A 23213-nucleotide genomic window follows, 5' to 3' on the forward strand; every position below is an offset into this window, starting at 1 on the left:
TGATTATTGCACTTGCATCTTAAAAATATACATAGGATAATCTTTAACTTTTTTGGATATAAAATTAGTTAAAAAGGCGCTTATAAAGCGCCTTCATCAGCAAAGGAGTAGTAGGATTCGGAAGTTATAATTAATGAATCCAGTAAGGTGATATCAAGGAGCCTTCCTGCTTCTTTTACTTTTCGAGTTATCTGTTTATCGGCTTCAGAGGCTGTTAGGTTTCCTGAAGGATGATTGTGGATCATCATCAAAGATGTGGCATTTGCCTTCAGAGCTGCCGAGAATATTAATCTAAGATCTACAACAGTTCCTGCAATTCCTCCAGAAGAAATTTCGTAAATACCAAGTGCTTTATGAGCGTGATTCAAAAGCAATACTTTGAACTGCTCGAAGAATTCTATTTTATTATAATCCCAAGCTGAAAGCATTAGTATATATGCATCTTTTGAAGATTTGATTTGTGGTCTTTCAGAGTTTTTTACTTTTGTTTTGTAGATCAGTTCAATTTCAGATACAGTCTGCCAGTTTTGATTTAAAGTTTCCATAGTTTCTATATTTTATATTAATTATGGAATATTCGCTGGGAATCGCTCAGCAAGCGCAAAAAGCAACGCAATAAAGCAGGAATTTTTTCCTGCATTTATGGGGGAATTTTTTGCTAGCGCCCGCAGGCGATTCCCGAACTTTGTGACGAAATTAAATAAGATTAAGAAGAATAAAGAGCCGTTTGATTACCTAATTTTAATAGTGAAAGATTACCATAATATGTGTGAAGAAAAATTAAACTCTTCGATGATTAAAATATAAAACTTTGAAGGGAATTGATAATTGCACGATCTACCAAAATTCAGCTTATTTTATTACTCTTCTTTTGTCTTTATACTCATTTTGAGATTGATCTTAATTTATTATTTTAGTAGTTAAATTGCATAAGTATGAATTGGGAAGCCAAAATTATCACGTATAAAAAAGAAAAGCGAATAGCAGTTTATTTTGAGAAAAACACCGAATTAATAGTTCGAATAAAAAAGCTAACAGGTTCTCGCTGGAGTCAAAGTTTGGGAGTTGGGCACCTTCCTGATACGGTTGAAAATAGAGAGCGATTTCATTTGGCACCTCCCTCTTATTCATTACCATCAGAAGACGGCATTGAGCAAATCGAAAAATTCAAACAAATACTGCGTTCCAAACGTTACAGCGAAAACACTGTTACGACTTACAGCGAAGCCCTGAAATCTTTTTTGGTTTTCTACCGGGAGAAAGCGGTTGCCGAAATTACCAACGAAGATGTGATTGTATATAATAACGAGTATATCTTAAAAAATAATCTTTCGGCCTCTTATCAAAACCAAATCGTTAATGCTGTTAAATTGTTTTTTCAAACCATTCGAGAAACCAAGATGATAGTGGATAAAATTCATCGTCCCAAAAATGCCAAAACCCTACCTAATGTTTTGAGCAAAGAAGAAGTCAAATTGATTTTGAATGCCCATAGTAACATCAAACACAAAATGATGCTTTCGCTGATATACAGTTGTGGCTTGCGCTGTGGTGAATTATTAGCGCTTAGACCTGTTCATATCGATTCTAAAAGAAATATTGTATTGCTTAAAAAACTCCAAAGGAAAAAAAGACAGAATTACACCTTTATCTCCTAAAATTTTAGAAATGCTTCGGGAATACTATGTCTTATTTAAACCCACAACCTATTTGTTTGAAGGTGCAAATCCTGGTGAGCCCTATTCAGAAAAAAGTTTGCAAAGTGTATTAAAACAAGCACTCAAAAAAGTTGCCATAACAAAACCTGTAAGTTTACATTGGTTGCGCCATAGCTTCGCTACGCATTTACTTGAAAGCGGAACTGATTTAAGGTATATTCAAGAATTATTAGGCCATCAAAGTAGTAAAACTACCGAAATTTACACCCATGTTAGTACGAAAAGTATTCAACAAATAAAAAGTCCGTTTGATGATTTATGAAATAAAAATCCTATTTTTGAAAAGAAATAATACTGACAATTGTCAGACATAGCGACCCAATTTGGGGTAGATAAGTCGGACGTAGTCAGACATATATACAAGTTAGCTGTAACCATCCACAAATCAAGAAACTAAAATGAAAAATATCCTTTTGTTATTATTTACAATTATGATGATTTCTTGTAATAAGAAAACGGAAAAAAATGATACTGTAACACTAAACCAAAATGACAATGTAGATTTTTTTCGACCAGCCGATCTTGGTGCCTTTGGGTCGAAAACGAGATTAATTCTTTACGCTAATTTTGATGAATGTGGAGAATGGGGCGGACATAAAGAAAGTTTTGAAATATTTTCTAAAGAGGACAAGCAATTCTACGCCAATTATAAAAGAACAAAAGTAGATTGTAATAAAATTGGAGAGTTGTATGGAAAGCCAGAATTTCAACAACCGTATATAATCAAAGAAATAAAATTAGCCGACAAACAGAAAAAAGCAATTAATATTTACTTATCACAGCTTATTAAAAGTAAGATTAAAGAAGATTTTCCTGGAAATGCTGGACAGAATTTTGGTGCGATTAAAACTGATTCAACCCTAGTTATTGATGTTTACGACAGTGATAAAAAAAATCTTGAAAATTACAACAAATTACTCAAGGAGTTTCGTTTGGAAATTGTAAAATATGAATACCGATAATGGCTACAGCTAACAGCCACTACAACGGATTTGGGCAATTGGGCTTAATGGAAAGATGGTTTTGTACTTGGGATGATTTGGCTAATCCGAAAATAGGACTTAATTTAGTCCCAAACCCGCTGTAGTAGCAAGACGTTAGGCAACATTTAACACAACCATCATAAATGGCAAGTATAGACAGAATAGATTGGCATCAAACAGAAGATTTTCCCGAAAATGTTCCTCTTGAAAATGGAGGAACTCATATCGGAATGTATTTAAATTGGATTATCGAAAACAATTTAATTGGCGAGATTCACTTGACGGAATCTGCAAGCTTATTAGAAGATGTAAAAGCCAAAAAAATTACTGGTCGTGATTTCCTGATTAAATGTTGTGATGGAAAGTTTTGGGCAGAAGATTTGAATGAAATAGGACTAAAATTTACCGAAGATTATTATTCATCTGACAAATATTTTGGCGATTATGCAAACAATTTAGATTCAAATCAAGATAGTATTTATGAATATGAAAACAGTTGGGAAAACTACGAAAAAATAGGGTTTGTAATAGATAAACGCTTTAAAGAGTGGCAGAAAAAGAGTAACAAAAAACCTTGGCAATTCTGGAAATAAAAACGTCGCCTAACAGCCACTACAGCGGATTTGGGCATTTCGCTTAATGGAAAGATGGTTTTGTATTTGGAAGATTTGGCAAATCCGAAGAATGGGCTTAATTTAGTCCCAAACCCGCTGTAGTGCCAGAACGTTAGCGATAATGCCACGGAAAACTAGAAAATTCAGCTATTCATAACTCAAAGCCTACTTTGAATTTTAAAAACACTAATGGAAAAGAAACTCAGAATATACACTCCAAACAACTCTTTTAAGATTGATAAGCGTTTACTAATTCTATTGCTTTTATTTTCAATTGTGTTTTTAATCTATTCTACAAAATCTAACTTTCCTTCAAATGAAGAGAATCTAGAATTATTTGGATTTGTTTTTGTAATCATTACTTTTCTATATTCACTTTTTTTTATGATAAGCAATTTTTTTATTTGTGAAACCACAAATGGAGAATATAGTGGTTACCTGATTATAGATAACGATAAAATTACTTGTAATCTTGATGTTTACACAATTTACGATATTGAAAAAATAAGCATTTTAAGTATTTATTTTCTCGGAAAATTTAATGGTAATATAAAAGCTTGGGAACGTAAAAAATCAAATGGCGTTAAAAATTATATTGAGATATATAAAAAAGGTGGAGAATGTCAAAAATATTTTTTTCTACAGACTAAAACAGAAAACATAACAATGTTTTCAGATGAACTTAGAACTTATTATCGATTTGGAAAATTAGAAGAACAGAATTATAAAAATATTGTTAACTAAAGGCACTATCGCTAACAGGTACTACAAAGGATTTGGGCATTTGGCTTAATGGAAGAATGGTTTTGTATTTGGGATGATTTGGCAAATCCGAAAATAGGGCTTAATTTAGTCCCAAACCCGCTGTAGTGCCAGAACGTTGGGCGATATTTTACCGCGCATATACACCACTGACAACTAAATGATTGAAGATTACGACATAGCAATTTTCGGAGGAGGAATTTCTGGATTTTCTACTGCATTAAGACTACAAAGTAAAGGATATAAAACAATTGTTTTTGAATCTCATGGACAGTTGGGAGGATGTGCAGGATTTTTTACCAAAAAGGGTTTTTCATTTGATGTTGGAGCGACTACTTTGGTAGATTTCGTAGAAGACGGAGTTGGTGGGAATTTCTTCAGGGACATAAGTTTAGAACTTCCAAAAGGAGAATACATTGATTATGTCGCTTGGCTTCCAGATAGACAAGTTACACTTTACCGAGATTTTGAAAAATGGAATAAAGAACGTCTAGACAAATTAGGCTCAACTGACAAACACATTAAATTTTGGAATCTTATGGACAAGGTAACAAAAGTGTTTTGGAATGCAAGCAGAGAAAATATTAAGTTACCAATACGCAATCCAAAGGATTTATACATTATAATAAAAACTATTGGAATCCAAAATTTGTATTTGGCAAAATACATCAATTCAACAATGCTTGATATACTAAAAAAATACAATTTAGAGAATGACAAACCACTTATTGGATTGCTGTCGATGTTAATTGAAGACACAGTTCATAGTAGTATTGACAAAGCACCATTTATTAATTCAGCGTTAGGAACTACCATTAGAGGTGCTGGACTTATGAGAGCAGACGGAGGAATGAAAAGTTTTTGGAATTATTTATCAAACCATTATTCAAAAATAGGAGGAACATTAAAAAAAGGAAATAGGGTTTTAGATTTCAAAAAGGAAAATGATAATTGGATTATAACAACAAATAAAGGGGAATTTAAATCTAAAAAAATTATAAGTTCTTTACCAATAGATTTGACATATGAAATTTGTCCTAATCCTATAAAAAATAAATTACAATCATTTATAACAAAGAATGAGAACCATCAAGGAAGTGCAGTAGTCATTTTTTTAGGTATTCCAGAAGAGGAAGTTGCAAATCAAATTTTAACTCATCATCAAATGTTACTTGATTATGAAACAAAATTAGGAAATGGAAACAATATGTTTATTTCTATTTCTGCAAAAGACGATAACATTTCTGCACCAACAGGCTTTCGTTCTGTAATGATTTCAACACATTGCGAACTATCAGAATGGTTAAGTTTATCTGAAAAAGAATATCAAATAAAAAAACAAAATATTGGACAACACTTAATTGAATGTGCGAGAAAGGTTTATCCAAACCTTGGGAAAAACGCAGTTATTTACGAAATAGGAACTCCTTTGTCATATCAAAAGTTCACAAACAGAACGAATGGAAGTGTTGGCGGATTTAAGCAAACTCTTAAAAACTCAAATCTCAATGCAATTCCACAAGATATTGGAATAGAAAATTTTTGGCTAACCGGTGATAATACGTGGCCTGGACTTGGGACAGTTGCAGGATTAATTTCAGGTAGAATAGCTAGTGAATACGCTCAAAAATAAAAACATCGCCCAACAACTACTACAACGGATTTGGGTAATTGGCTTAATGGTAAAATGTTTTTGTATTTGTTATGATTTGGCAAATCCGAAGAATGGGCTTAATTTAGTCCCAAACCCGCTGTAGTACCAGAACGTTATAGAGCATTTAAAAAAAAAAAGCATGAGAATTAAAATCTTATTTATTTCACTTATAATTTTAGGATGTTCTAACAAGGTTCACAAAACAAATAATCCAATTGAAAAAACTGAATATATTCTCAAAGCAATACAAAAAAATCAATTTGAATTAATACAAAACGAATATTTAGGAATTGAAAATAATTCTCAAAACATCGAAGCCATTGATGCAATGACAAAAAGTGTTTTAGAAGGCATAGAAAAATATGGAATTCCAAAACTTACCCAGATTAATATTGTAAAAGAAGAGAAATGGCCAATTCCAAATGATTTTAAAAATATTTTGACTAGTGATTCCGTGAAAGTTGTAACAACTGAAAGTCAAAGAAGTTATGGTAAATTTAAAATTAAAATGGTTTTTGCTTATGTAAATAATGAAGTTAGACTTTTGGATATGGAAACAAGCAGTATAAAATAAAGGCTCTATAACACACGCTACAAGCAATTTGGGGATTTGGCTTAATGTAAAAATTGCTTTGTATTTGGAAGATTTGGCAAATCCGAAAAATAACGCTTATTTAACCCCAAACTGCTTGTAGCGCGAGAACGTTATGCATAATTGTAAAAGACCGAACTATATGAAAATGCCTTTTAGTTTAGACCAAGGAATCTATTTCGAAGACACTGAAAAATACTTACTTGGGGAGAAAGTATTGAGCAATTAAAAATGATTGACAATCCCGAAATAAGTCAGAACGGAGAATTTATAGAGTGGCAAAGTAAATTATGTTTTGGTAATCAAAAAATGAATGTAAAAATTATTAGAAATGATTATCTTAATAAAAATGGAACTTTGGAATTCGTGCATATTGAAGAAGAAAATGAAACTGCGCAATCAATATATTTAACTGCAGAAAAAAATTCACTTTTATTTAAAGAGCATTTTGGAGAACCAAGTCAAACGAAAATTTCGTACGGAAGAAAAACAGAATTATGGAACATAAATGATATACAAATTATCATTGGAATTGGTGAAAGATTTACAGATTTTTTGATTTTCCAAATTCGCAAAGGAGAGAAATTTTATGAACTACCCGAATAAAAACAACTATGCATAACAGCCACTACAACGGATTTGGGCATTGGGCTTAATGGAAAGGTGGTTTTAAATTTGGGATGATTTGGCAAATCCGAATATTGGGCTTAATTTAGTCCCAAACCCGCTGTAGTACCAGAACGTTGGCGGTAACTCTAACAGAAAAAACGAAATTTAATTAAATGAAATTATTCTCATTTTTGAAAAAAGGAAAAAGCAAACCGAGTTACAAATGTTCTTGTTGTGGAGAGACTTACGATGAGTTACCGCTTTGTTTTGGTTCTGAATATCCCGACTATTATTTTTCTGTTCCTCCTGACGAACGCGAACAACGAATTGAACTTAAAGAAAGTTTGTGTGTTGTTGACAAACAACATTTTTTTCATCGCGGAAGAATAACAATTCCAATAATTGACCATACCGAAAATTTAGTTTTTAATGTGTGGATTTCAATAAGCGAAGACAACTTTGGGAAACGAATAGACTTATGGGAAGACCCAAGCAGAATAAATGCAGAACCCTATTTTGGTTGGTTACAAACTATAGTTCCAACCTACGGAGATACATTAAACATAAAGACAATTGCAAAAGAACAAGAAGTTGGAATAATTCCAGCAATTAAATCAATTGAAGAAGAACATCTCTTGACTATTGACCAAGAAAAAGGAATTACTTATAAGCGAGCAACAGAGATTGTTGATAGAATTTTGAGAGAACAACACAATGAAAAATGACAAAATTTGTGCTAAAAAGAGCTACCGCCAACAGCTACTACAACGGATTTGGGCAATTGGCTTAATGGGAAAATGGTTTTGTATTTGGGATGATTTGGCAAATCCGAAGAATGGGCTTAATTTAGTCCCAAACCCGCTGTAGTACCAGAACGTTAGCAGATATTATTGCGCAAAACAACAAAAATCTAAATTATGAAGAAAATATTTCTAATATTAATTTGCATATTATTTGTCTCTTGTAATTTTGAAAAAAAGGATAAGAAAAGCAGATTTGATAATATTTCAAAAAAAGACACCACTTGTTTAAAAGATGTCGAAAATGCAAAAGTTGATATTAAAAAAGGTAAATTAATTTACTGTCATACGATGGGCGGTCTATTATATCACGGATTACGTTCGGAAAAAGAGGCTACTTTAGTCTTTAAACAAAATAACATTGAATTTAAAGGTATTGTGGTTTCTGACCTAGTAGATGAAAACCAAACACATTGTTATTGTTCCTTTATGAAAGAAAAGATTATTGAAAAATATGGCGAAAAGTTTATTGATTCTATATTAACTGTTTCTGATAAATTGTATGTTAAAAACATTACCAATGATACTTTATATTATGCAAATTGTGATAAACGTCCTAACTATCCAAATGATAAAAGTGACTATCAAGACGAATTTAGTGATGTATTACAAAAAGAAGTAGAAACTAAAATAACTTACCCAAAAGATTATAAAAACAGAAAAAATATTAATGACTCAGCCTATGCCTTTGTAGATATACGATTTTATGTTAACAAAAAGGGAAAAGCAACAATAGCAAACTTTAATTTCATATATGATTTACAAACAAATCACAAGTTTGATAAAGAATTAAAAGAAGAAATCAAAAAATATTTAAAAACAGAAAATTGGAAACCTGCACAAATAAGAGGTAAAAACGTAAATTCCGATATGGTATTTAGATATGAATTAAAATAAAAATAACATCTGCTAACACACGCTACAAGCAATTTGGGGATTTGGCTTAATGGAAAGTTGGTTTTGTATTTGGGATGATTTGGCAAATCCGAAGAATGGGCTTAAATTAGTCCCAAACCTCGTGTAGCGCCAGAACGTTGGCAGTAATTTTATGAAAAATCAAATAACGACAATATTTTTATTTCTAATTATACTTACTTCTTGTAATAAAAAACAAGAAGAAAAAATAATGTCGCTAAGTGAATTACAAAATGAAAAAGTAGTTAAAAATTTAGATAGTTTGCCAAAAAATCTAGAATTGGTTTATCGTGTTGATTTATCAGAAAAAGATCTGAAAACAATCCCGAAAATAATCTTCAAACTCTCTAATCTTCAAGAATTAAATGTTTCTTTAAATAACCTAACAGAACTTAACCATTTAGAAGAACTGCAAAACCTACAAATTTTAAATATTGGAATGAATGATTTTAAAACATTCCCAATTGAAATCACTAAACTTAAAAAACTTAAAGTGTTAGATATTTGGTGGAATGACATTAGGACTTTTCCAGAGGCATTTTATGAAAAGAATGTAAACATTGAAGAACTCACCTTAACTAGTATGTTTGAATTTGACTTTACAACCAACTTATCAAAAATTCATCGATTTAAAAATCTCAAACAACTACGCTTAGGAAATAATCCAATTAAGATTTTAAACCTAAAATTTGACAAACTAAATAATTTAGAAACATTCGGCTACATCAACCAAGAGAAAATCGACATTAAAAACATTATTTTGGAGCTTTCAAAATGCAAAAGGCTTAAGACAATCTATTTAGGCGGGAATAATCTCAAAGAACTGCCAAGTGAAATTTCATTACTAGAAAATTTAGAAGATTTAAACTTATACGAAAACGAATTGACTAATCTTCCGAATAGTTTACTTAAAATGAAACGACTAAAATCAATTACAATAGATGCTGACAAAATTGATAAAAAAATAATTATGGACTTTGAAACTAAAATGCCAAAAGCAACATTTATATACTAAAAAAAACTACTGCCAACAGCCACTACAACGGATTTGGGCAGTTGGCTTAATGAAAAATGGTTTTTATTTGGGATGATTTGGCAAATCCGAAAATAGGGATTAATTTAGTCCCAAACCCGCTGTAGCACCAGAACGTTACCTGTTATTGCAAACGAATTCAACTTAAATGGAAAACATTCAAAATATAAATAACATTAAGAATACAACACCTCCATACAAATTAGGGTATTTAGGCTTATTCCCCCTTGTCGGCTTTTTCGTTGGATTAGGACTTACACTTTATGGAATATTTAGATATAAAGACCGAAAACTTACGAGGATTGGAATAGCTTGTATGCTTTTTACTGTAATAGTATATTCTGCACTATTTTTTGTCGGTTTCTCTTCAGACGCTGGAAAAAAAGGTTGGGAAAAGATTGCCCAATTTCAGTTAAATGCGTTAGTGAAAGACATTGAATATTATAAGCTTCAAAAAGGAAATTATCCGGACAATTTAAAACAAATGGAAAAGCCAAATGTAATTATTTATACAGAAGATCCAACCCAATCGGAACTTAAGAATAGTAATTATAATTACAAAAAGGTTGGAGAAAAATATATACTCTTTTCTTCTGGAAGTGACCGAATACCAAATACCGCTGATGATATTTATCCGAAAATAGAAAATTTGAAAACTGTTGGGTGGATAAAGAATAGCAACAACAGGTAACAGCTACTACAACGGATTTGGGCAATTGGCTTAATGGAAAGTTGGTTTTGTATTTGGGAGATTTGGCAAATCCGAAAATGGGTCTTAATTTAATCCCAAACCCGCTGTAGTACCAGAACGTTAGCGATCATTTTAAGAAAAATGCAAACTCAATAAAACAATTATGAGTTGGACAGAAAATAAGACATTATTAGAATATTCAAAATATACACCCTGCCAAGAAATTTTTCAAGCATTGTGTGACGAACTTGGTAAACATTACGAAGCCAAAGGGTTTAAATATTCTAGCTCACGACCAAAATTAACCATTGAAAAAGACAACATCAAACTCGTAATTGCATTTTGGTCAAGTAGAAGTAATACTCCAGGTGAATGGGTAAATCTTGAAATTTTGCCGAGTTTCTATTCCAAAAAATTGACTAAGACAAGCGATATCAAAGGTTTTTTATTCGGACACACTGGTCTCTTTTATCATAAATTTACTGACAATCCAAAACAAATATTGGTCAAACAGATATTTGGTGGAGAATTAGAACGGTTTGATGAATACAGTAACGAATCAAAAATAATTGAAAGTAACAACTGTAACGTTTATGGAATTGACAAAGTAAAATTCGATTCAATCATAAAGTTTATTGACAACAAAATTGTGCCTTGGACTTCAAAACTTTCGACCGAAGAAGGAATTTTTGAATTAGTAACAAATGCAAGTCCGACAAGAGTTTGGTCATTAAACGGTAAAGGCTCAAATTCCGACTTTATTAAGTATGTTAAACTCAATTTTCCAAATATCAACATTGAAAATGAACTCGATAAAATAATAAAAACGAACCGCTAACACACGCTACAAGCAATTTGAGTATTAGGCTTAATGGAAAAATTAGTTTGTATTTGGCAGATTTGGCAAATCCGAAAAATAACGCTGATTTAGTCCCAAACTGCTTGTAGCGCCAGAACGTTATAAGCCATTTACAACGAACACGAAAGATATTATGAAAAAATATTTGCTGACATTTATTTTCCTAACGTTCATTTCTTGTTCCGAAGCTTACGAACAGAATTACGATTCTTATGCAGAATTTTCAAAGGCAAATCAAAGAAATAAGGGTTGGTTTCCAGAAATTATTTTTCCTGACGCAACAAATTTAAAAAACTCCTCCTACTTAAGCTCACATACAGTTTTCGGAAGTTTTAATTACACAAACCATAAAAAATACGATTCAATATTTTTGGTTAGTGAGAAAGTTGATAAAAAATCACTTAGAAGAAAATTACTGGCGATAGAAAAGCTTCGCCCTGATTGGATTGAAAATACAAACAGTATAAAATTTGGCAGTTTAGAATTAGTAAAATTTGGTCATTTTTATTTAGCCAAAAACAATTCGAAAAGCAAAATTTTGTATTGGAATATTGGAGAGAAAAAAATAAACGGCTTATAACAGCTTCTACAACGGATTTGGGCAATCGGCTTAATGGAGAGTTGGTTTTTTATTTGGGATGATTTGGCAAATCCGAAGAATGGGATTAATTTAGTCCCAAACCCGCTGTAGTACCAGAACGTTAGCACACATTTTATGAAAATATTACGAAAGACAATTATACTCTTAATCATATTAAACTTCGTTTCTTGCAAAAAGAATGAAGACGCATTTTTATTCGATGAAAATAGATTTGAGAATATTGAAAGCTTAAAACTTAGTGACGCAATAGAAACTGAAAGAGGAATTGACTCCAAAGAAAGAACTTACAATAATACATTTGGAATTGGAACTAGCTATTACCCCAACACTAATAATTACATACTTTCATACCCAAAAGTTTATGAAAAAAAGCAAGAATCCTTGAATCTTGAAACTGATTATTTCTACACACGAAATGATAGTTTGATGAAAGTTATTTTTTATGAATGGTCAGCGAAAACAGACACTTTAAAGACTTTAAATACAACGGAAGTAAAAGCTTTCGAAAAAAAAATGTGCAATTTAAAAGACTTGATAAGTAAGAATTTAGGAAAGCCAAAAGTTGTAGAAATTGAAAAACGAAAAGATACAAGTTATAACTACACAGACAGATACAAATGGCTAAAGAATGATTTGTCAGCTGATTTATATTATGATGTTAGTGGAGAATTTAAAAGAATTAGATTGGTAGTTTATAAAAAGTAAAAACGTGTGCTAACAGCTACTACAGCGGATTTGAGCAATTGCCTTAATGGAAAAATGGTTTTGTATTTGAGATGATTTGGCAAATCCGAAGAATGGGCTTAATTTAGTCCCAAACCCGCTGTAGTACCAGAACGTTATATGCAACCTTATGAAGAAAAACCGTAAAATCGACAATAATGTTTAAAAACTTATTTAGCAGACAAAATAAAATAACTAAAAGTGTTTTCCTTGCAGGTTGGGAAGTTCGCTTAAACGGAGATCAACAATGTGAAAATTTCATTGCTACACAAATAACTAATAAGTCAACAGTTGAGACACTTTATAGTGGAATAGAATTAGTTTTTGAAAATGATAAACTAATAAAAGCATATGACTATGAAGATGGCGATAGAAAAGACCGTGAACTTAGAGTAGAGGAAATTGGACTTGAATACAAAAAGTTTGAAGAAAATAGAATTCTACAATTAGTTGAAGACAACAGAGGACTACACCAACTTGGAGGTGAAATACCGAATGAATTCCAAATTCCAGAAAATAATTGCGTAGTTCCTTTTCAATATTTAGGATATATTAACAACCAAGACCGAAATTTTAATTGGTTACCTTTTAAAGTTCATCTTATCTGTCCAATTTATTTAAATATCGAAAACGTATTTTTAGACTATTCGAATCTTAATAAGCCTACAATCATAAACAGAGAAGAAGTTGAAAACACAAACACATCATATAATGAAGACTTAAATCAAACCTCTGAAATTGTATTTAATGAAATGAGATTTTCTTTTGTTGAGAAGAAGGAATTTTCAGGAACGGCAGATGCAGGAATACCAAATTGGATACAATATCCTGATATTCCAATATGTCCAAAATCAGGAAACAGAATGAAATTTCTTTGTCAGCTAAATGGTGGTGTTTCAGCTAAAAGAACGAATGTAGAACCCAAAGACGAATGGTATAGACATTACTATGAAAAACTAAATTTTTGGGGAGACGGTGATTTGTTTGTATTTTTTGAACCAACTTCAAAAGTAGCTTGCTATTTTATTCAAAACACATAATATGACAAGAAAGGCAGCATATAACAGCCACTACAACGGATTTGGGCATTTGGCTTAATTGAAAAAATGGTTTTGTATTTGGGATGATTTGGCAAATCCGAAAATAGGGTTTAATTTAATCGCAAACCCGTTGTAGTACCAAGACGTTATGGGTTACTTGTGCCGAAATGACGCTGAAGAAAAACAATCAGTAAGTTGTATTCACTAAAAAAACTATCTAAATGAAGAACTACGTTTGTCTATTATTATTCATATTTCCATTAATAATGAATGGACAAAATTTATCAGATAAAATTGAAAAATCTACTTTAAGTTTTCGAAAATTGTTTTTAGAAAAAGATTTTGAAACACTTTCAGATTTTGCAACACCAAAACTAATCGAATATTTGAAAACAAAACAAGATTTAGTTTTCTTACTAACGGAATTGAGTAAAAATTATGAAGCAAAAGGAGTTAAAGTCACAAACATTTCATTCGGGAAAAACTCTGAAATAATTAGTTATAAAAATCAACTACAATGTAGTATTCCTTTCAGTTTGGAAATGGAAGATGCTAAAAAGAAAGTGAAATTTACAGCTGGTTTAGCACTGATTTCGTTTGACAAAGGAGAAACTTGGTTTTATACTTTTAAAGTCGAAAAAGACCCAAAAACGAATAATGAAATTTTAGACTTGGATGCAAGAATAATTATTGACGAAAGAAATCAAATCATCGTTAACAAATAAAAAAAATTGGCATCTGACAATAGAAACTTAAAAAGTTTACGGTTTAATTGTAATTTCGACTAAAACAAGCAACCCATAACACACCCTACAAGCAATTTGGGTTTTAGGCTTAATTTGAAGTTGGCTTTGTATTTGGAAGATTTGGCAAATCCGAATAATGGGCTTAATTTAGTCCCAAACTGCTTGTAGCGCGAGAACGTTACCAGTTATTTTAAACAACAATGATTTAAATGAGAAACTTCTTTTTTTTGATTATTATAATAGTTGCTTTTAGTTGCCAAAACAACAAGAAGGAAAATATAGTCATTGAAAAAAATAATGAAATTGAAAAAATTGTTGAATGTGTAATTCTACAAGACAGTTTAAATGTTTTCAAAAACGATTCTACAGCTATTCCGTTAAGCAAGCAATTAAAAAAACTGAAAGTTTATCAACTAGATTTAAATGCTAAAACGATTCCACCAAAACCTGCGAATGGAATATATTTAAATGATTTGTTTTATTATAAATTAGATGTTGCTTTTTTTCCTAAAAAAGACAGTTTGAAGATTTTAGCGCAAAACAATGTTCTGAAAACGTATACTATCAATAGCTCTATTGCGAAAAAAATATTGATGACAACATTCGAAGAACAGAAAATGAAATCTGAAAACAATCTTGATGCAAGCTTTTTATATTTAACTATTCCAATAATTTCAGCCGACAACAACAAGGCCTATATTGAAATAAATGAAATATGCTTTGGTAATTGCGGATGGGGAAAAGCCATCTATTTAGAAAAAGATAACGGAAAGTGGAAAATAATTTATGAGGATGAATTATGGGTGGGATAAAAAAACAACTGGTAACACACGCTACAAGCAATTTGGGCATTTGGCTTAATGGAAAAAATGGTTTGTATTTGGAAGATTTGGCAAATCCGAATAATGAGCTTAATTTAGTCCCAAACTGCGTGTAGCGCGGGAACGTTAGGCAACATTTTTAGAAACATGGTAGAAAAATCATATATCAACGAAGAACTAAGTTTATTTAAAAGAATGAAATCAACATTTCTTCCACTTTTTGCTTGTATGATAATTTTATTTACAATTGGTGTAGCTTTTAATGGAAAAATGAATTGGTATGTCTATTTAATATTAATTTGTTGTTACACAATCGCATTCGCAATCTTGACTTATTTTAAAACCAAATCATACATATATGCCGTTCATATAAATGAAGAAAAGTTAATAATCAATGGACAAACATTTAATTCAAAATGGACGGACAATTTAGAGATCAATAATTTAAAACTTGAACTTAAAGGAGAAGCTCAAGGTCGAGGTCACAGTGAGTATGTACTAATTTTAAAAAGTAGAGATAAGAAATACAAAATTAATAGTTTATATAATTGGGATTATTTTAAACTTTTAGAATTATTCAAAGAATTGAAAATAGTAAAAGGAGAAAAAATAATTTTAGATGAAAAATTTTTAATGGACAGAATTGAAAAAAAGGCCTTAGGTTATTCCATAATAGACATAAATTTCGGCGATTGATATAAAACGTCGCCTAACAGCCGTTTGGCGAGATCGGGGTTTTAGGCTTAATGGAAAGTTAGTTTTGTACTTGGAAAATTTGTGTTTAACCGAAAAATCCCGCATCTTTATTCCCCAACCTCGCCAAGCGCCAGAACGTTGTATGCAATTTTAAAGCAGAGTCAAAATTTATGAGAAAAACAATAACCATTTTACTTTTGTCAATACTTTTAATAAACTGTAAAGGAGATGATTATTTTAATTTAGGTATTTTTCAAGCAAAAAACGAAAATTATGAAAAATCAATCTATTTTTTTACAAAAGCAATTGAACAGAATCCAAATGATAATGAAGCATATTTCAATAGAGCATACTCACAACAGAAAATTGGAGGGAAACAATTAAATGTAATTGCTGATTATTCAAAATCTATCGAATTAAATCCAAATGATAATGAAGCATATATGAATCGTGGATTTGCTTATATGGAAATTAAACAGTACTCAAAAGCTATTTTCGATTATAAAAAATCAATCGAAATTAAATCTGATTATGCATTAGTTTATGCAAATTTAGGAAATGTGTATAAGTTGATAAATGATAATGAAAATGCTTGTCTAAATTGGAGAAAATCATTGAATTTAGGAAATAAAAAAGTTAAACGGGCATTAGAACAAAATTGTAAATAAAAAAACTGCATACAACAGCCTCTACAACGGATTTGGGCATTTGGCTTAATGGAAAGTTGGTTTTGTATTTGGGATGATTTGGCATAACTGAAAGATTACTCATTTTTAATCCCAAACCCGCTGTAGTGCCAAGACGTTATAGCTCATTTTAAAAAACCGACAGTGAAATGAAGAAAATAATTGGAATAATTTTAGGCTTAATAATAATTGTAATCGCTTACTATTATGTTTCAAATTTTCTATGTGAATGTGAAATTAAATGTAAAAATTGCCCAAAAACATCTGAAAATATTAAAACTTCAAAACAATCAGGATTTTACATTGGTAAATACATAGCTTCACTTAATACTATCCGATTAAAAAACTACAAAGAGAAAATTATCATAACTAATGTTTGGGTTGAAAAATCTTGGTTCATAAACACTGACGATTGCTCATCTCCTAAACTTGAAAAAACGGATGGCTATAATATTGTACTTGAATTTAAGAAAACTAACAAGGATTTTATTTTTAGTTTAATGCCTGTAACAAATGATAGGTTTGGAAAAAGTTCATATGGAATCAATGAAAATAAAAAAGAAATGCGTTTTGAAAAATTACCGAGCAAATTCAAAATAATTGTGGAAGAACGAAATCCTGCAAAAGGTGTTGGTTGGACAAAAAGAATTATAACAGACACAATTGTTTTGAACCTAAAGAAAAACGAGCTATAACAGCCACTACAACGGATTTGGGCAATTGGCTTAATGAGAAGTTGGTTTTGTATTGGTATGATTTGGCAAATCCGAAGAATGAGCTTAATTTAGTCCCAAACCCGCTGTAGTGCCAGAACGTTGGGAGAGATTTGACCAAAAATGCGTTTTTAACAATCGAATAACTTACATTATGCAAAAACTTAAAAACAATTCAATCAAAATTCTATTAGCATTCGCTTTGTCAATTCTTATTTTATTTGCGATTGATAAACTAAATATTAATGTTGGATTGCTTTCTGTAATATGCTTTTTATCTCTAATCATAATATTTTGTTGTGCAATTGCAAACTTAATCCTAATCATCATTTACAAAACCGACTTGGAAAGTAAAATTCTAGCGTTTATTTTAAGTCTAATTCCAATAATCGTATCTATCTATTATTTTTCAGTTTTCTTATCCATTGAATGTTAAAATAAATCACCGAAAGAAAGCAAAATAGAACAAATAAAACTTAAAAATTAAAGTGTAAAAATGACAAGTAGAAACTTAAAAAGTAAAACTGATTAAATAAAACATAAATAAAAGCAAACCTCTCCCAACAGCCGTTTGGCGTGATTGGGGTTTTAGGCTTAATGGAAAGATGTTTTTGTATTTGGAAAATTTGTGTTTAACCGAAAAATCTCGCATCTTTAATCCCCAACCTCGCCAAGCGCGAGAACGTTGGCGGTAATATTAGCCAAAAATATCAAAATGAAAATCCAACAGAATTGAACTAATTAATGGAAAATCTAAACGAGCAAATCAGACTTCATTCACTTGGTGCAACTGTAAGGCATAAGTCTACTTTTGAAAACTTAATTTCGTTTAAAAATGAAGAAGAATTAACACCTGAATTTATTAAAGAGTGGGCTGTTCCATTTTATATGAATCTTGAAGAAACTAATCAAGAATGGTTTGAATTATTGTTAGATGCAAAAAAGAAAATAACAAAAGAAGATGTTATAAAATTGCTTGGAGATCTTAATTGGAGAACAAGACAAACTGGAGCATTCTTTGCAATAATCAATAACTATTCAGATTTAATAGACATTATTGGTATACACTTCCTAAAAAGTGAAGTTTGTTACGCTGGACGAATATACGCTTATATGTTTGCTAGCTTAAACAACAAAAAAGCAACCGAATATTTAGATGATTATTTAGCGTATTATTTATCCAAAAGCGAGCTTTGGTTTGACCAAAGTGAAGCTATGGAAGCTTTAGCTTACCTCGACAAGATAAATAACAGTAAGTTAATTGACAAACACAAAACAAATTGGCTGAATTTTATTCAAAATAAACCAAATTGGAAAGCAGAAATCAACACCGAATATTTAGAAAACTATATTAGGTTTATAAACAAAGTTAAAGACAATAAATAGAAAATACTACCGCCAACAGCTACTACAACGGATTTGGGCATTTGGCTTAATGGGAAATTGGTTTTGTATTTGGGATGATTTGGCAAATCCGAAGAATAGGCTTAATTTAATCCCAAACCCGCTGTAGTGCCAGAACGTTAGCTGCTATAATACCGAAAAAGTGGATATGAATAGAACCATTGTAATTATTTTGACAATTCTTACCTTGACAATTTCTTGCAAATTCAAGGACAAGTATAATATAGAATCAAAAAAAACGAAAACTGGTCAAATTTATAAAACCGACAGTTTGACTTCTATACTTAATTCAAACAAACAATATTTGAAAGATAGTTTGTTAAAAGACAATTTCGGTGTAATCGAAAATTATTTTTCAAAATATCAATCTGACACTTGTATTATATTGACACATAAAAATTCAGAACTGAAAGAAGAATTTGAGGGTATTAGAATTTTAAAAGGTATTAAAAATGACAAACAAAATGATACCGTTTTTGTAATGCCTCCCTTTAATTATTGTGACGATGGCGAATCTTATTGTTTTTATGATAAGACATTGCCAAGACTTTATACAGACTCATATTGTTGCCATCCAGATAATCTCTTTTTATGTAATGACATAGATGAAGACGGAATTAGCGAAATTGGTATTTTTTATTCTTCTTGTTCCAGCAGGTACAAATCACTTCGAATTTTTAGTTTAAAGAATGGTCAATGGAAAGAAATTGGAACATCTGACTTTGATGTTTTGACACAAGACCCAGACAAAGTAAGATTTGAAAAATTGGTAAAGAAATTATCAAAAGGAACTTTCGAACTTTGCAATTTTAATGAAGGACAAACCAAATGGGAAACAATAAAAATGAAATAATTACAGCAGCTAACACACGCTACAAGCAATTTGGGGATTTGGCTTAATGGAAAAATTGGTTTGTATTTGGAAGATTTGGCAATTCCGAAAGATAACGCTGATTTAATCCCAAACTGCTTGTAGCGGGAGAACGTTATAGCGCATTTATCAGCATGAGAGAAAACACTAAACTATTCACATCTATTTGGTTCATATTTGGACTCGTTACTCTTTTGCTTAACGATTTTGTTTTAAAAGAAGTTTACGGAAATTGGTTAACAGGGAAATTATCCGATTTCGCAGGTCTTTTTATATTTCCACTATTTTGGACAACCTTATTTCCTAAGTATAAGAAAAAGATTTTCATTTTAACTGTTATTGCATTTGTGCTTTGGAAATCATCATACAGTCAGATATTAATAAATACATGGAATAATATTGGTCTTTGGAATATTAACCGAACTGTCGATTATTCAGACATATTTGCATTGCTGATTTTACCTTTAGCCTATCACATCGAGGCTTTAAAGGAAAAACTATTTACAATTCGCATTACTCCGTTTATTCCGCTAACTATTTGTATATATGCTTTTATAGCTACAGTTAGACCTACATCAAATACAGGTTTTGACGACAACACTGCTGTTTATCATATAAAACACTACTCTCGTGAAGATTTTATGTCTGAACTAAAAAATCTAGGACTTGACGTTACTTCATCAGATTATCATAATACAAAGTATTACGATGAGCATACAGAAATAAATAATCTCAACGATTCAATAGGCAATTTAGTCATTATGGTTGGCGATTTCAACAAGTCAAACCAAACAGTGGAAGTTTCCCTAGCAGGTTGGACATATACAAAGAATCCTAATCGTATGCTTGATGATGAAGAATTAGAAAATGAAAGAGCTTATGTAAAATCTATCTTTGAGCAGAAAGTGGTCAGCAAAATATCGAAATAAACGCGCTATAACAGCCACTACAACGGATTTGGGTATTGGGCTTAATGGGAAGCTTGTCTTGTATTTGGGATGATTTGGCAAATCCGAAAATAGAGCTTAATTTAGTCCCAAACCCGCTGTAGTGCCAAGACGTTAGCGGATACCTTTAGAAAAAATCGTGGAAATAGAAAATTTAGCAAATAGAAACGTAGAAATAGAAAATTATCAATCGACATTTATTGTTTTAAAGGTTGACAATCAAATGTTGCGTTTTGATTTTATCAAAAAAGTAGAATTTAGTCTAAATAAAGGAACTACAGGAAAATTAAAATATTTTGAAAATCATCCTTTACTAATCGACTATAATGAAAATTTTATAGAAACATTTATAAACTCAAAACCTGAAAATGTAGATTTATTTATTGATGATATAAAATCAGCAATTGATAGTGAAACTTTAGGCTGGAGAAATTGGAAAGATTATTTTGTAGAAAGAGGTTTTTTTAGTTTTGAAAACTTTGTGAAAAATATTAAAGAAGGAAGTGGAAAATTGCTGAAAGCTCCATTTTTGATAACGCAAAACGTAATTAAAGTTTGTGATAAACACAACGTAAAGACTAAAAGCTTTGAAAATGTACTGAAAAAAAACAACTACATTTTAATCCTGATAGAAAATGATTATGTAATCGCAAAAGAATTTAAATTAAATAGTAAAGCATAAAAAGGCATCCGCTAACACACGCTACAAGCAATTTGGGCATTTGGCTTAATGGAAAAATTGGTTTGTATTTGGAAGATTTTGCAAATCCGAAAGACAACGCTGATTTAACCCCAAACTGCTTGTAGCGCGAGAACGTTATACCACATTTTAAACACGTAACTGCAAATGGAAGAAATAGCAGAACAAAGATTAATAATCGATATTGACCTTGCTCCAAATGTAGACGATGTTTACACAGGAAAGTGCCTTGTAGCAAACTCTGAAATAGTTATGCTTCTAAATTTTGATGAAGAAAACGGAAAGTTTGACGGATATACTATTGTGAAAAATAGTGACGTTGAAAAATATAGAACTTGGGAAGAAAAAGATTATGCAGAATTGAAGAATGACAATTCGGAAAGTTTGGTAGCTAACATTAATTTGAATGACTTTACAGATTTAGAGAAATCATTGAAAAGCTTAGTTTCAGAAATAGTTTCAATTTTTGCCTATGATGATGAAGATTCATTTCTTGTTGGTAAAATATTATGGGCTACAAATGATTCAGTTGAATTACATTTAATTGACAAAGATTCGAATTGGAGCGAAAACGAAATTATAAAACTAAGTGATATTAGCTATCTTGGTTTTGACACAGAATACGAAAGAGAAATAAAGAAAAACGTGGTATAACAGCTACTACAACGGATTTGGGCAATAGGCTTAATGGGGAATTGGTTTTGTACTTGAATGATTTGGCAAATCCGAAGAATGGGCTTAATTTAATCCCAAACCCGCTGTAGTACCAAGACGTTGGCGGTAATGCACAAGCAGAACAAGAATGATGAATAAATTTTCAATTTTAAAAAAAACCAAAGAATTTTATTGGAGCGTCAATAAAATATATTATTGTGCATTATTTTCCATTTTGGGCTTAGGTTACATTTCACAACAAATATTCAAACCGACTGAGTCTTTTTTTCAATGGCTTGTAATTACTGGAATGATAATAGGACTTATCTTCAAATTTAAAGGTATAGCTCAAATCGAACCTTTAAGAGGTAAATTAGATGGATATTTAGTTTTTGAAAAAGAATCGATAAATGTAGACGGAAAATTATATTCGCTAAACGAAATTAAGAAGCTTATAATATCAAATGATGATTATAGCGGAAAACTAATTCATACATCTAAAGGGAATATGGGACCAGCTTTATCAAATGGGACTAACAATTCGACAATCATTTTTTTAAAGTCAAAACAAACTATCCAAGTTCTATTTGAATTAATAAATTCTGATGATTTTCAAAATATTAAACCCATCTTAATTGAATATTATTTGAAAGGAATAATTGATTTTGATGATCTAAAAAATATACTAGGAGCAAAAAGTAGTTCCGAAATTCGAGAGCTACAAGACGAAATAACAGCAATAAGCACTACCGCCAACAGCCACTACAACGGATTTGGGCATTTGGCTTAAATGAAAGATGGTTTTGTATTTGGGATGATTTGGCAAATCTGAAAATAGGGCTTAATTTAGTCCCAAACCCGTTGTAGTACCAGAACGTTATGCGTCAGTTTAGAGCGACAGAAACCTAAAAGAAAAAATGAAAATGTAATGAGAAAAATAATTCCTGCAATAATAGTAATTTCAATTTTCTGTTTTATGGTTTATAACTCCAAAACAGAGTATTACGAAAAAAGCAAAGAATTTAGCAGAAGTACTTTTAGTGGAGAAATTCTAAAAATAACAGAAGGACGAGGGAGCAAAATATATTATGAAAATGACAAATATTTTTATGATAGTGATTGTGAAGGATTAGAGATAAAAGTTGGTGATGTAGTTCGAAAAAGTATTAGCGAAATAATAGTAATGAGAAAAAACTCAAATGGAGAATATGTTGAAATTGGAAAAGAAATAATTAAAGAACCGAATAAAAGTTATTTCAATTATTTTTTTGGAATTTAATATAATTTAAATATTCTAGCATCATTGAAAAAGCAAAACTTGGAGAATGGGAACTACTTTGTAACTAAATAAAAAACCGAACGCATAACAGCCACTACAACG

General features: G+C 30.9%; 28 protein-coding genes and 1 pseudogene. 28 read left to right on the forward strand and 1 reads right to left on the reverse strand.

Going from position 1 to position 23213, the window contains the following annotated elements:
- Positions 1 to 80: 80 nt before the first annotated feature.
- Positions 81 to 545 (reverse strand): JAB domain-containing protein, encoded by a 465-nt coding sequence (locus B0A65_RS04820; RefSeq protein ID WP_035685144.1) that lies wholly within the window; start codon positions 543 to 545, stop codon positions 81 to 83.
- A 390-nt stretch (positions 546 to 935) separates the two neighbouring features.
- Between B0A65_RS04820 and B0A65_RS04825 the strand changes: the two are divergent.
- From B0A65_RS04825 to B0A65_RS04960, 28 genes and pseudogenes are all read left to right on the forward strand, one after another.
- Positions 936 to 1980 (forward strand): annotated as a pseudogene (locus tag B0A65_RS04825) (tyrosine-type recombinase/integrase).
- Positions 1981 to 2116: 136 nt separating this feature from the next.
- Positions 2117 to 2680, forward strand: coding sequence for a hypothetical protein (locus tag B0A65_RS04830; protein WP_074662292.1), 564 nt, complete (start codon positions 2117 to 2119; stop codon positions 2678 to 2680).
- Complete coding sequence (locus tag B0A65_RS23605; RefSeq protein WP_262490015.1) at positions 2680 to 2805, forward strand: hypothetical protein; 126 nt, start codon at positions 2680 to 2682, stop codon at positions 2803 to 2805. Before B0A65_RS04830 ends, B0A65_RS23605 begins: the two co-directional genes overlap by 1 nt.
- Before the next feature lie 39 nt (positions 2806 to 2844).
- Positions 2845 to 3294: a DUF7832 domain-containing protein gene (locus tag B0A65_RS04835; protein WP_074662290.1), complete on the forward strand. Its 450-nt coding sequence runs from the start codon at positions 2845 to 2847 to the stop codon at positions 3292 to 3294.
- Positions 3295 to 3504: 210 nt separating this feature from the next.
- Complete coding sequence (locus B0A65_RS04840; RefSeq protein ID WP_074662287.1) at positions 3505 to 4059, forward strand: hypothetical protein; 555 nt, start codon at positions 3505 to 3507, stop codon at positions 4057 to 4059.
- Positions 4060 to 4237: 178 nt separating this feature from the next.
- Positions 4238 to 5710 (forward strand): phytoene desaturase family protein, encoded by a 1473-nt coding sequence (locus tag B0A65_RS04845; RefSeq protein WP_074662285.1) that lies wholly within the window; start codon positions 4238 to 4240, stop codon positions 5708 to 5710.
- 160 nt (positions 5711 to 5870) lie between these two features.
- Entirely contained in the window at positions 5871 to 6305 is a 435-nt protein-coding gene (locus B0A65_RS04850; protein WP_074662282.1) for a hypothetical protein, read from the forward strand.
- Positions 6306 to 6554: 249 nt separating this feature from the next.
- Entirely contained in the window at positions 6555 to 6929 is a 375-nt protein-coding gene (locus tag B0A65_RS04855) for a hypothetical protein (RefSeq protein WP_074662279.1), read from the forward strand.
- Positions 6930 to 7105: 176 nt separating this feature from the next.
- The gene (locus B0A65_RS04860; protein ID WP_083370492.1) at positions 7106 to 7657 is read left to right on the forward strand and encodes a DUF2199 domain-containing protein; all 552 of its coding nucleotides are present in this window, start codon (positions 7106 to 7108) and stop codon (positions 7655 to 7657) included.
- Between the two features lie 192 nt (positions 7658 to 7849).
- Entirely contained in the window at positions 7850 to 8629 is a 780-nt protein-coding gene (locus tag B0A65_RS04865) for a hypothetical protein (RefSeq protein WP_074662276.1), read from the forward strand.
- A 151-nt stretch (positions 8630 to 8780) separates the two neighbouring features.
- Positions 8781 to 9662 carry a leucine-rich repeat domain-containing protein gene (locus B0A65_RS04870; RefSeq protein ID WP_083370491.1) on the forward strand — a complete coding sequence of 294 codons (882 nt, stop codon included), beginning with the start codon at positions 8781 to 8783 and terminating at the stop codon, positions 9660 to 9662.
- A gap of 166 nt (positions 9663 to 9828) precedes the next feature.
- Positions 9829 to 10371, forward strand: coding sequence for a tripartite tricarboxylate transporter TctB family protein (locus tag B0A65_RS04875; protein WP_074662269.1), 543 nt, complete (start codon positions 9829 to 9831; stop codon positions 10369 to 10371).
- Positions 10372 to 10534: 163 nt separating this feature from the next.
- Positions 10535 to 11209 (forward strand): hypothetical protein, encoded by a 675-nt coding sequence (locus B0A65_RS04880; protein ID WP_074662266.1) that lies wholly within the window; start codon positions 10535 to 10537, stop codon positions 11207 to 11209.
- 154 nt (positions 11210 to 11363) lie between these two features.
- The gene (locus tag B0A65_RS04885; RefSeq protein WP_074662262.1) at positions 11364 to 11810 is read left to right on the forward strand and encodes a hypothetical protein; all 447 of its coding nucleotides are present in this window, start codon (positions 11364 to 11366) and stop codon (positions 11808 to 11810) included.
- Between the two features lie 135 nt (positions 11811 to 11945).
- The gene (locus tag B0A65_RS04890; RefSeq protein WP_074662258.1) at positions 11946 to 12536 is read left to right on the forward strand and encodes a hypothetical protein; all 591 of its coding nucleotides are present in this window, start codon (positions 11946 to 11948) and stop codon (positions 12534 to 12536) included.
- Positions 12537 to 12712: 176 nt separating this feature from the next.
- Entirely contained in the window at positions 12713 to 13594 is an 882-nt protein-coding gene (locus B0A65_RS04895) for a hypothetical protein (RefSeq protein ID WP_074662255.1), read from the forward strand.
- Positions 13595 to 13815: 221 nt separating this feature from the next.
- Positions 13816 to 14319, forward strand: a complete 504-nt coding sequence (locus B0A65_RS04900) for a hypothetical protein (protein WP_123890278.1) — start codon at positions 13816 to 13818, stop codon at positions 14317 to 14319.
- Positions 14320 to 14549: 230 nt separating this feature from the next.
- Entirely contained in the window at positions 14550 to 15152 is a 603-nt protein-coding gene (locus B0A65_RS04905; protein WP_074662250.1) for a hypothetical protein, read from the forward strand.
- 204 nt (positions 15153 to 15356) lie between these two features.
- Positions 15357 to 15857, forward strand: a complete 501-nt coding sequence (locus B0A65_RS04910; protein WP_123890280.1) for a hypothetical protein — start codon at positions 15357 to 15359, stop codon at positions 15855 to 15857.
- 170 nt (positions 15858 to 16027) lie between these two features.
- On the forward strand, positions 16028 to 16525 hold the full coding sequence (locus B0A65_RS04915; RefSeq protein WP_074662243.1) for a tetratricopeptide repeat protein: 498 nt from the start codon (positions 16028 to 16030) through the stop codon (positions 16523 to 16525).
- 167 nt (positions 16526 to 16692) lie between these two features.
- Positions 16693 to 17238, forward strand: a complete 546-nt coding sequence (locus B0A65_RS04920; RefSeq protein ID WP_074662240.1) for a hypothetical protein — start codon at positions 16693 to 16695, stop codon at positions 17236 to 17238.
- A gap of 762 nt (positions 17239 to 18000) precedes the next feature.
- On the forward strand, positions 18001 to 18642 hold the full coding sequence (locus tag B0A65_RS04930; protein ID WP_074662234.1) for a DUF6000 family protein: 642 nt from the start codon (positions 18001 to 18003) through the stop codon (positions 18640 to 18642).
- A gap of 166 nt (positions 18643 to 18808) precedes the next feature.
- Complete coding sequence (locus tag B0A65_RS04935; RefSeq protein WP_074662231.1) at positions 18809 to 19513, forward strand: hypothetical protein; 705 nt, start codon at positions 18809 to 18811, stop codon at positions 19511 to 19513.
- A gap of 152 nt (positions 19514 to 19665) precedes the next feature.
- Positions 19666 to 20460: a hypothetical protein gene (locus B0A65_RS04940; RefSeq protein WP_074662228.1), complete on the forward strand. Its 795-nt coding sequence runs from the start codon at positions 19666 to 19668 to the stop codon at positions 20458 to 20460.
- 157 nt (positions 20461 to 20617) lie between these two features.
- Positions 20618 to 21160, forward strand: coding sequence for a hypothetical protein (locus B0A65_RS04945; RefSeq protein ID WP_074662224.1), 543 nt, complete (start codon positions 20618 to 20620; stop codon positions 21158 to 21160).
- A 165-nt stretch (positions 21161 to 21325) separates the two neighbouring features.
- Complete coding sequence (locus tag B0A65_RS04950; RefSeq protein WP_074662221.1) at positions 21326 to 21832, forward strand: hypothetical protein; 507 nt, start codon at positions 21326 to 21328, stop codon at positions 21830 to 21832.
- Positions 21833 to 21980: 148 nt separating this feature from the next.
- The gene (locus tag B0A65_RS04955) at positions 21981 to 22622 is read left to right on the forward strand and encodes a hypothetical protein (RefSeq protein WP_074662217.1); all 642 of its coding nucleotides are present in this window, start codon (positions 21981 to 21983) and stop codon (positions 22620 to 22622) included.
- Positions 22623 to 22760: 138 nt separating this feature from the next.
- On the forward strand, positions 22761 to 23111 hold the full coding sequence (locus B0A65_RS04960; RefSeq protein ID WP_074662214.1) for a hypothetical protein: 351 nt from the start codon (positions 22761 to 22763) through the stop codon (positions 23109 to 23111).
- The last annotated feature ends 102 nt before the right edge of the window (positions 23112 to 23213 follow it).

The sequence above is a fragment of the Flavobacterium frigidimaris genome (genome assembly GCF_002217275.1).
Taxonomy (GTDB): domain Bacteria; phylum Bacteroidota; class Bacteroidia; order Flavobacteriales; family Flavobacteriaceae; genus Flavobacterium; species Flavobacterium aquidurense.

Excerpts from the sequence above, each read along its gene's own strand:
- B0A65_RS04890 (WP_074662258.1), top strand. The coding sequence starts at position 11,946 with ATGAAAATATTACGAAAGACAATTATACTCTTAATCATATTAAACTTC.
- B0A65_RS04895 (WP_074662255.1), top strand. The coding sequence starts at position 12,713 with ATGTTTAAAAACTTATTTAGCAGACAAAATAAAATAACTAAAAGTGTT.
- B0A65_RS04940 (WP_074662228.1), top strand. The coding sequence starts at position 19,666 with ATGAGAGAAAACACTAAACTATTCACATCTATTTGGTTCATATTTGGA.
- B0A65_RS04885 (WP_074662262.1), top strand. The coding sequence starts at position 11,364 with ATGAAAAAATATTTGCTGACATTTATTTTCCTAACGTTCATTTCTTGT.
- B0A65_RS04875 (WP_074662269.1), top strand. The coding sequence starts at position 9,829 with ATGGAAAACATTCAAAATATAAATAACATTAAGAATACAACACCTCCA.
- B0A65_RS04900 (WP_123890278.1), top strand. The coding sequence starts at position 13,816 with ATGAAGAACTACGTTTGTCTATTATTATTCATATTTCCATTAATAATG.
- B0A65_RS04905 (WP_074662250.1), top strand. The coding sequence starts at position 14,550 with ATGAGAAACTTCTTTTTTTTGATTATTATAATAGTTGCTTTTAGTTGC.
- B0A65_RS04920 (WP_074662240.1), top strand. The coding sequence starts at position 16,693 with ATGAAGAAAATAATTGGAATAATTTTAGGCTTAATAATAATTGTAATC.
- B0A65_RS04915 (WP_074662243.1), top strand. The coding sequence starts at position 16,028 with ATGAGAAAAACAATAACCATTTTACTTTTGTCAATACTTTTAATAAAC.
- B0A65_RS04935 (WP_074662231.1), top strand. The coding sequence starts at position 18,809 with ATGAATAGAACCATTGTAATTATTTTGACAATTCTTACCTTGACAATT.
- B0A65_RS04830 (WP_074662292.1), top strand. The coding sequence starts at position 2,117 with ATGAAAAATATCCTTTTGTTATTATTTACAATTATGATGATTTCTTGT.
- B0A65_RS23605 (WP_262490015.1), top strand. The coding sequence starts at position 2,680 with ATGGCTACAGCTAACAGCCACTACAACGGATTTGGGCAATTGGGCTTA.
- B0A65_RS04865 (WP_074662276.1), top strand. The coding sequence starts at position 7,850 with ATGAAGAAAATATTTCTAATATTAATTTGCATATTATTTGTCTCTTGT.
- B0A65_RS04855 (WP_074662279.1), top strand. The coding sequence starts at position 6,555 with ATGATTGACAATCCCGAAATAAGTCAGAACGGAGAATTTATAGAGTGG.
- B0A65_RS04840 (WP_074662287.1), top strand. The coding sequence starts at position 3,505 with ATGGAAAAGAAACTCAGAATATACACTCCAAACAACTCTTTTAAGATT.
- B0A65_RS04910 (WP_123890280.1), top strand. The coding sequence starts at position 15,357 with ATGAAATCAACATTTCTTCCACTTTTTGCTTGTATGATAATTTTATTT.
- B0A65_RS04930 (WP_074662234.1), top strand. The coding sequence starts at position 18,001 with ATGGAAAATCTAAACGAGCAAATCAGACTTCATTCACTTGGTGCAACT.
- B0A65_RS04955 (WP_074662217.1), top strand. The coding sequence starts at position 21,981 with ATGATGAATAAATTTTCAATTTTAAAAAAAACCAAAGAATTTTATTGG.
- B0A65_RS04960 (WP_074662214.1), top strand. The coding sequence starts at position 22,761 with ATGAGAAAAATAATTCCTGCAATAATAGTAATTTCAATTTTCTGTTTT.
- B0A65_RS04860 (WP_083370492.1), top strand. The coding sequence starts at position 7,106 with ATGAAATTATTCTCATTTTTGAAAAAAGGAAAAAGCAAACCGAGTTAC.
- B0A65_RS04850 (WP_074662282.1), top strand. The coding sequence starts at position 5,871 with ATGAGAATTAAAATCTTATTTATTTCACTTATAATTTTAGGATGTTCT.
- B0A65_RS04835 (WP_074662290.1), top strand. The coding sequence starts at position 2,845 with ATGGCAAGTATAGACAGAATAGATTGGCATCAAACAGAAGATTTTCCC.
- B0A65_RS04845 (WP_074662285.1), top strand. The coding sequence starts at position 4,238 with ATGATTGAAGATTACGACATAGCAATTTTCGGAGGAGGAATTTCTGGA.
- B0A65_RS04950 (WP_074662221.1), top strand. The coding sequence starts at position 21,326 with ATGGAAGAAATAGCAGAACAAAGATTAATAATCGATATTGACCTTGCT.
- B0A65_RS04880 (WP_074662266.1), top strand. The coding sequence starts at position 10,535 with ATGAGTTGGACAGAAAATAAGACATTATTAGAATATTCAAAATATACA.
- B0A65_RS04820 (WP_035685144.1), bottom strand. The coding sequence starts at position 545 with ATGGAAACTTTAAATCAAAACTGGCAGACTGTATCTGAAATTGAACTG.
- B0A65_RS04870 (WP_083370491.1), top strand. The coding sequence starts at position 8,781 with ATGAAAAATCAAATAACGACAATATTTTTATTTCTAATTATACTTACT.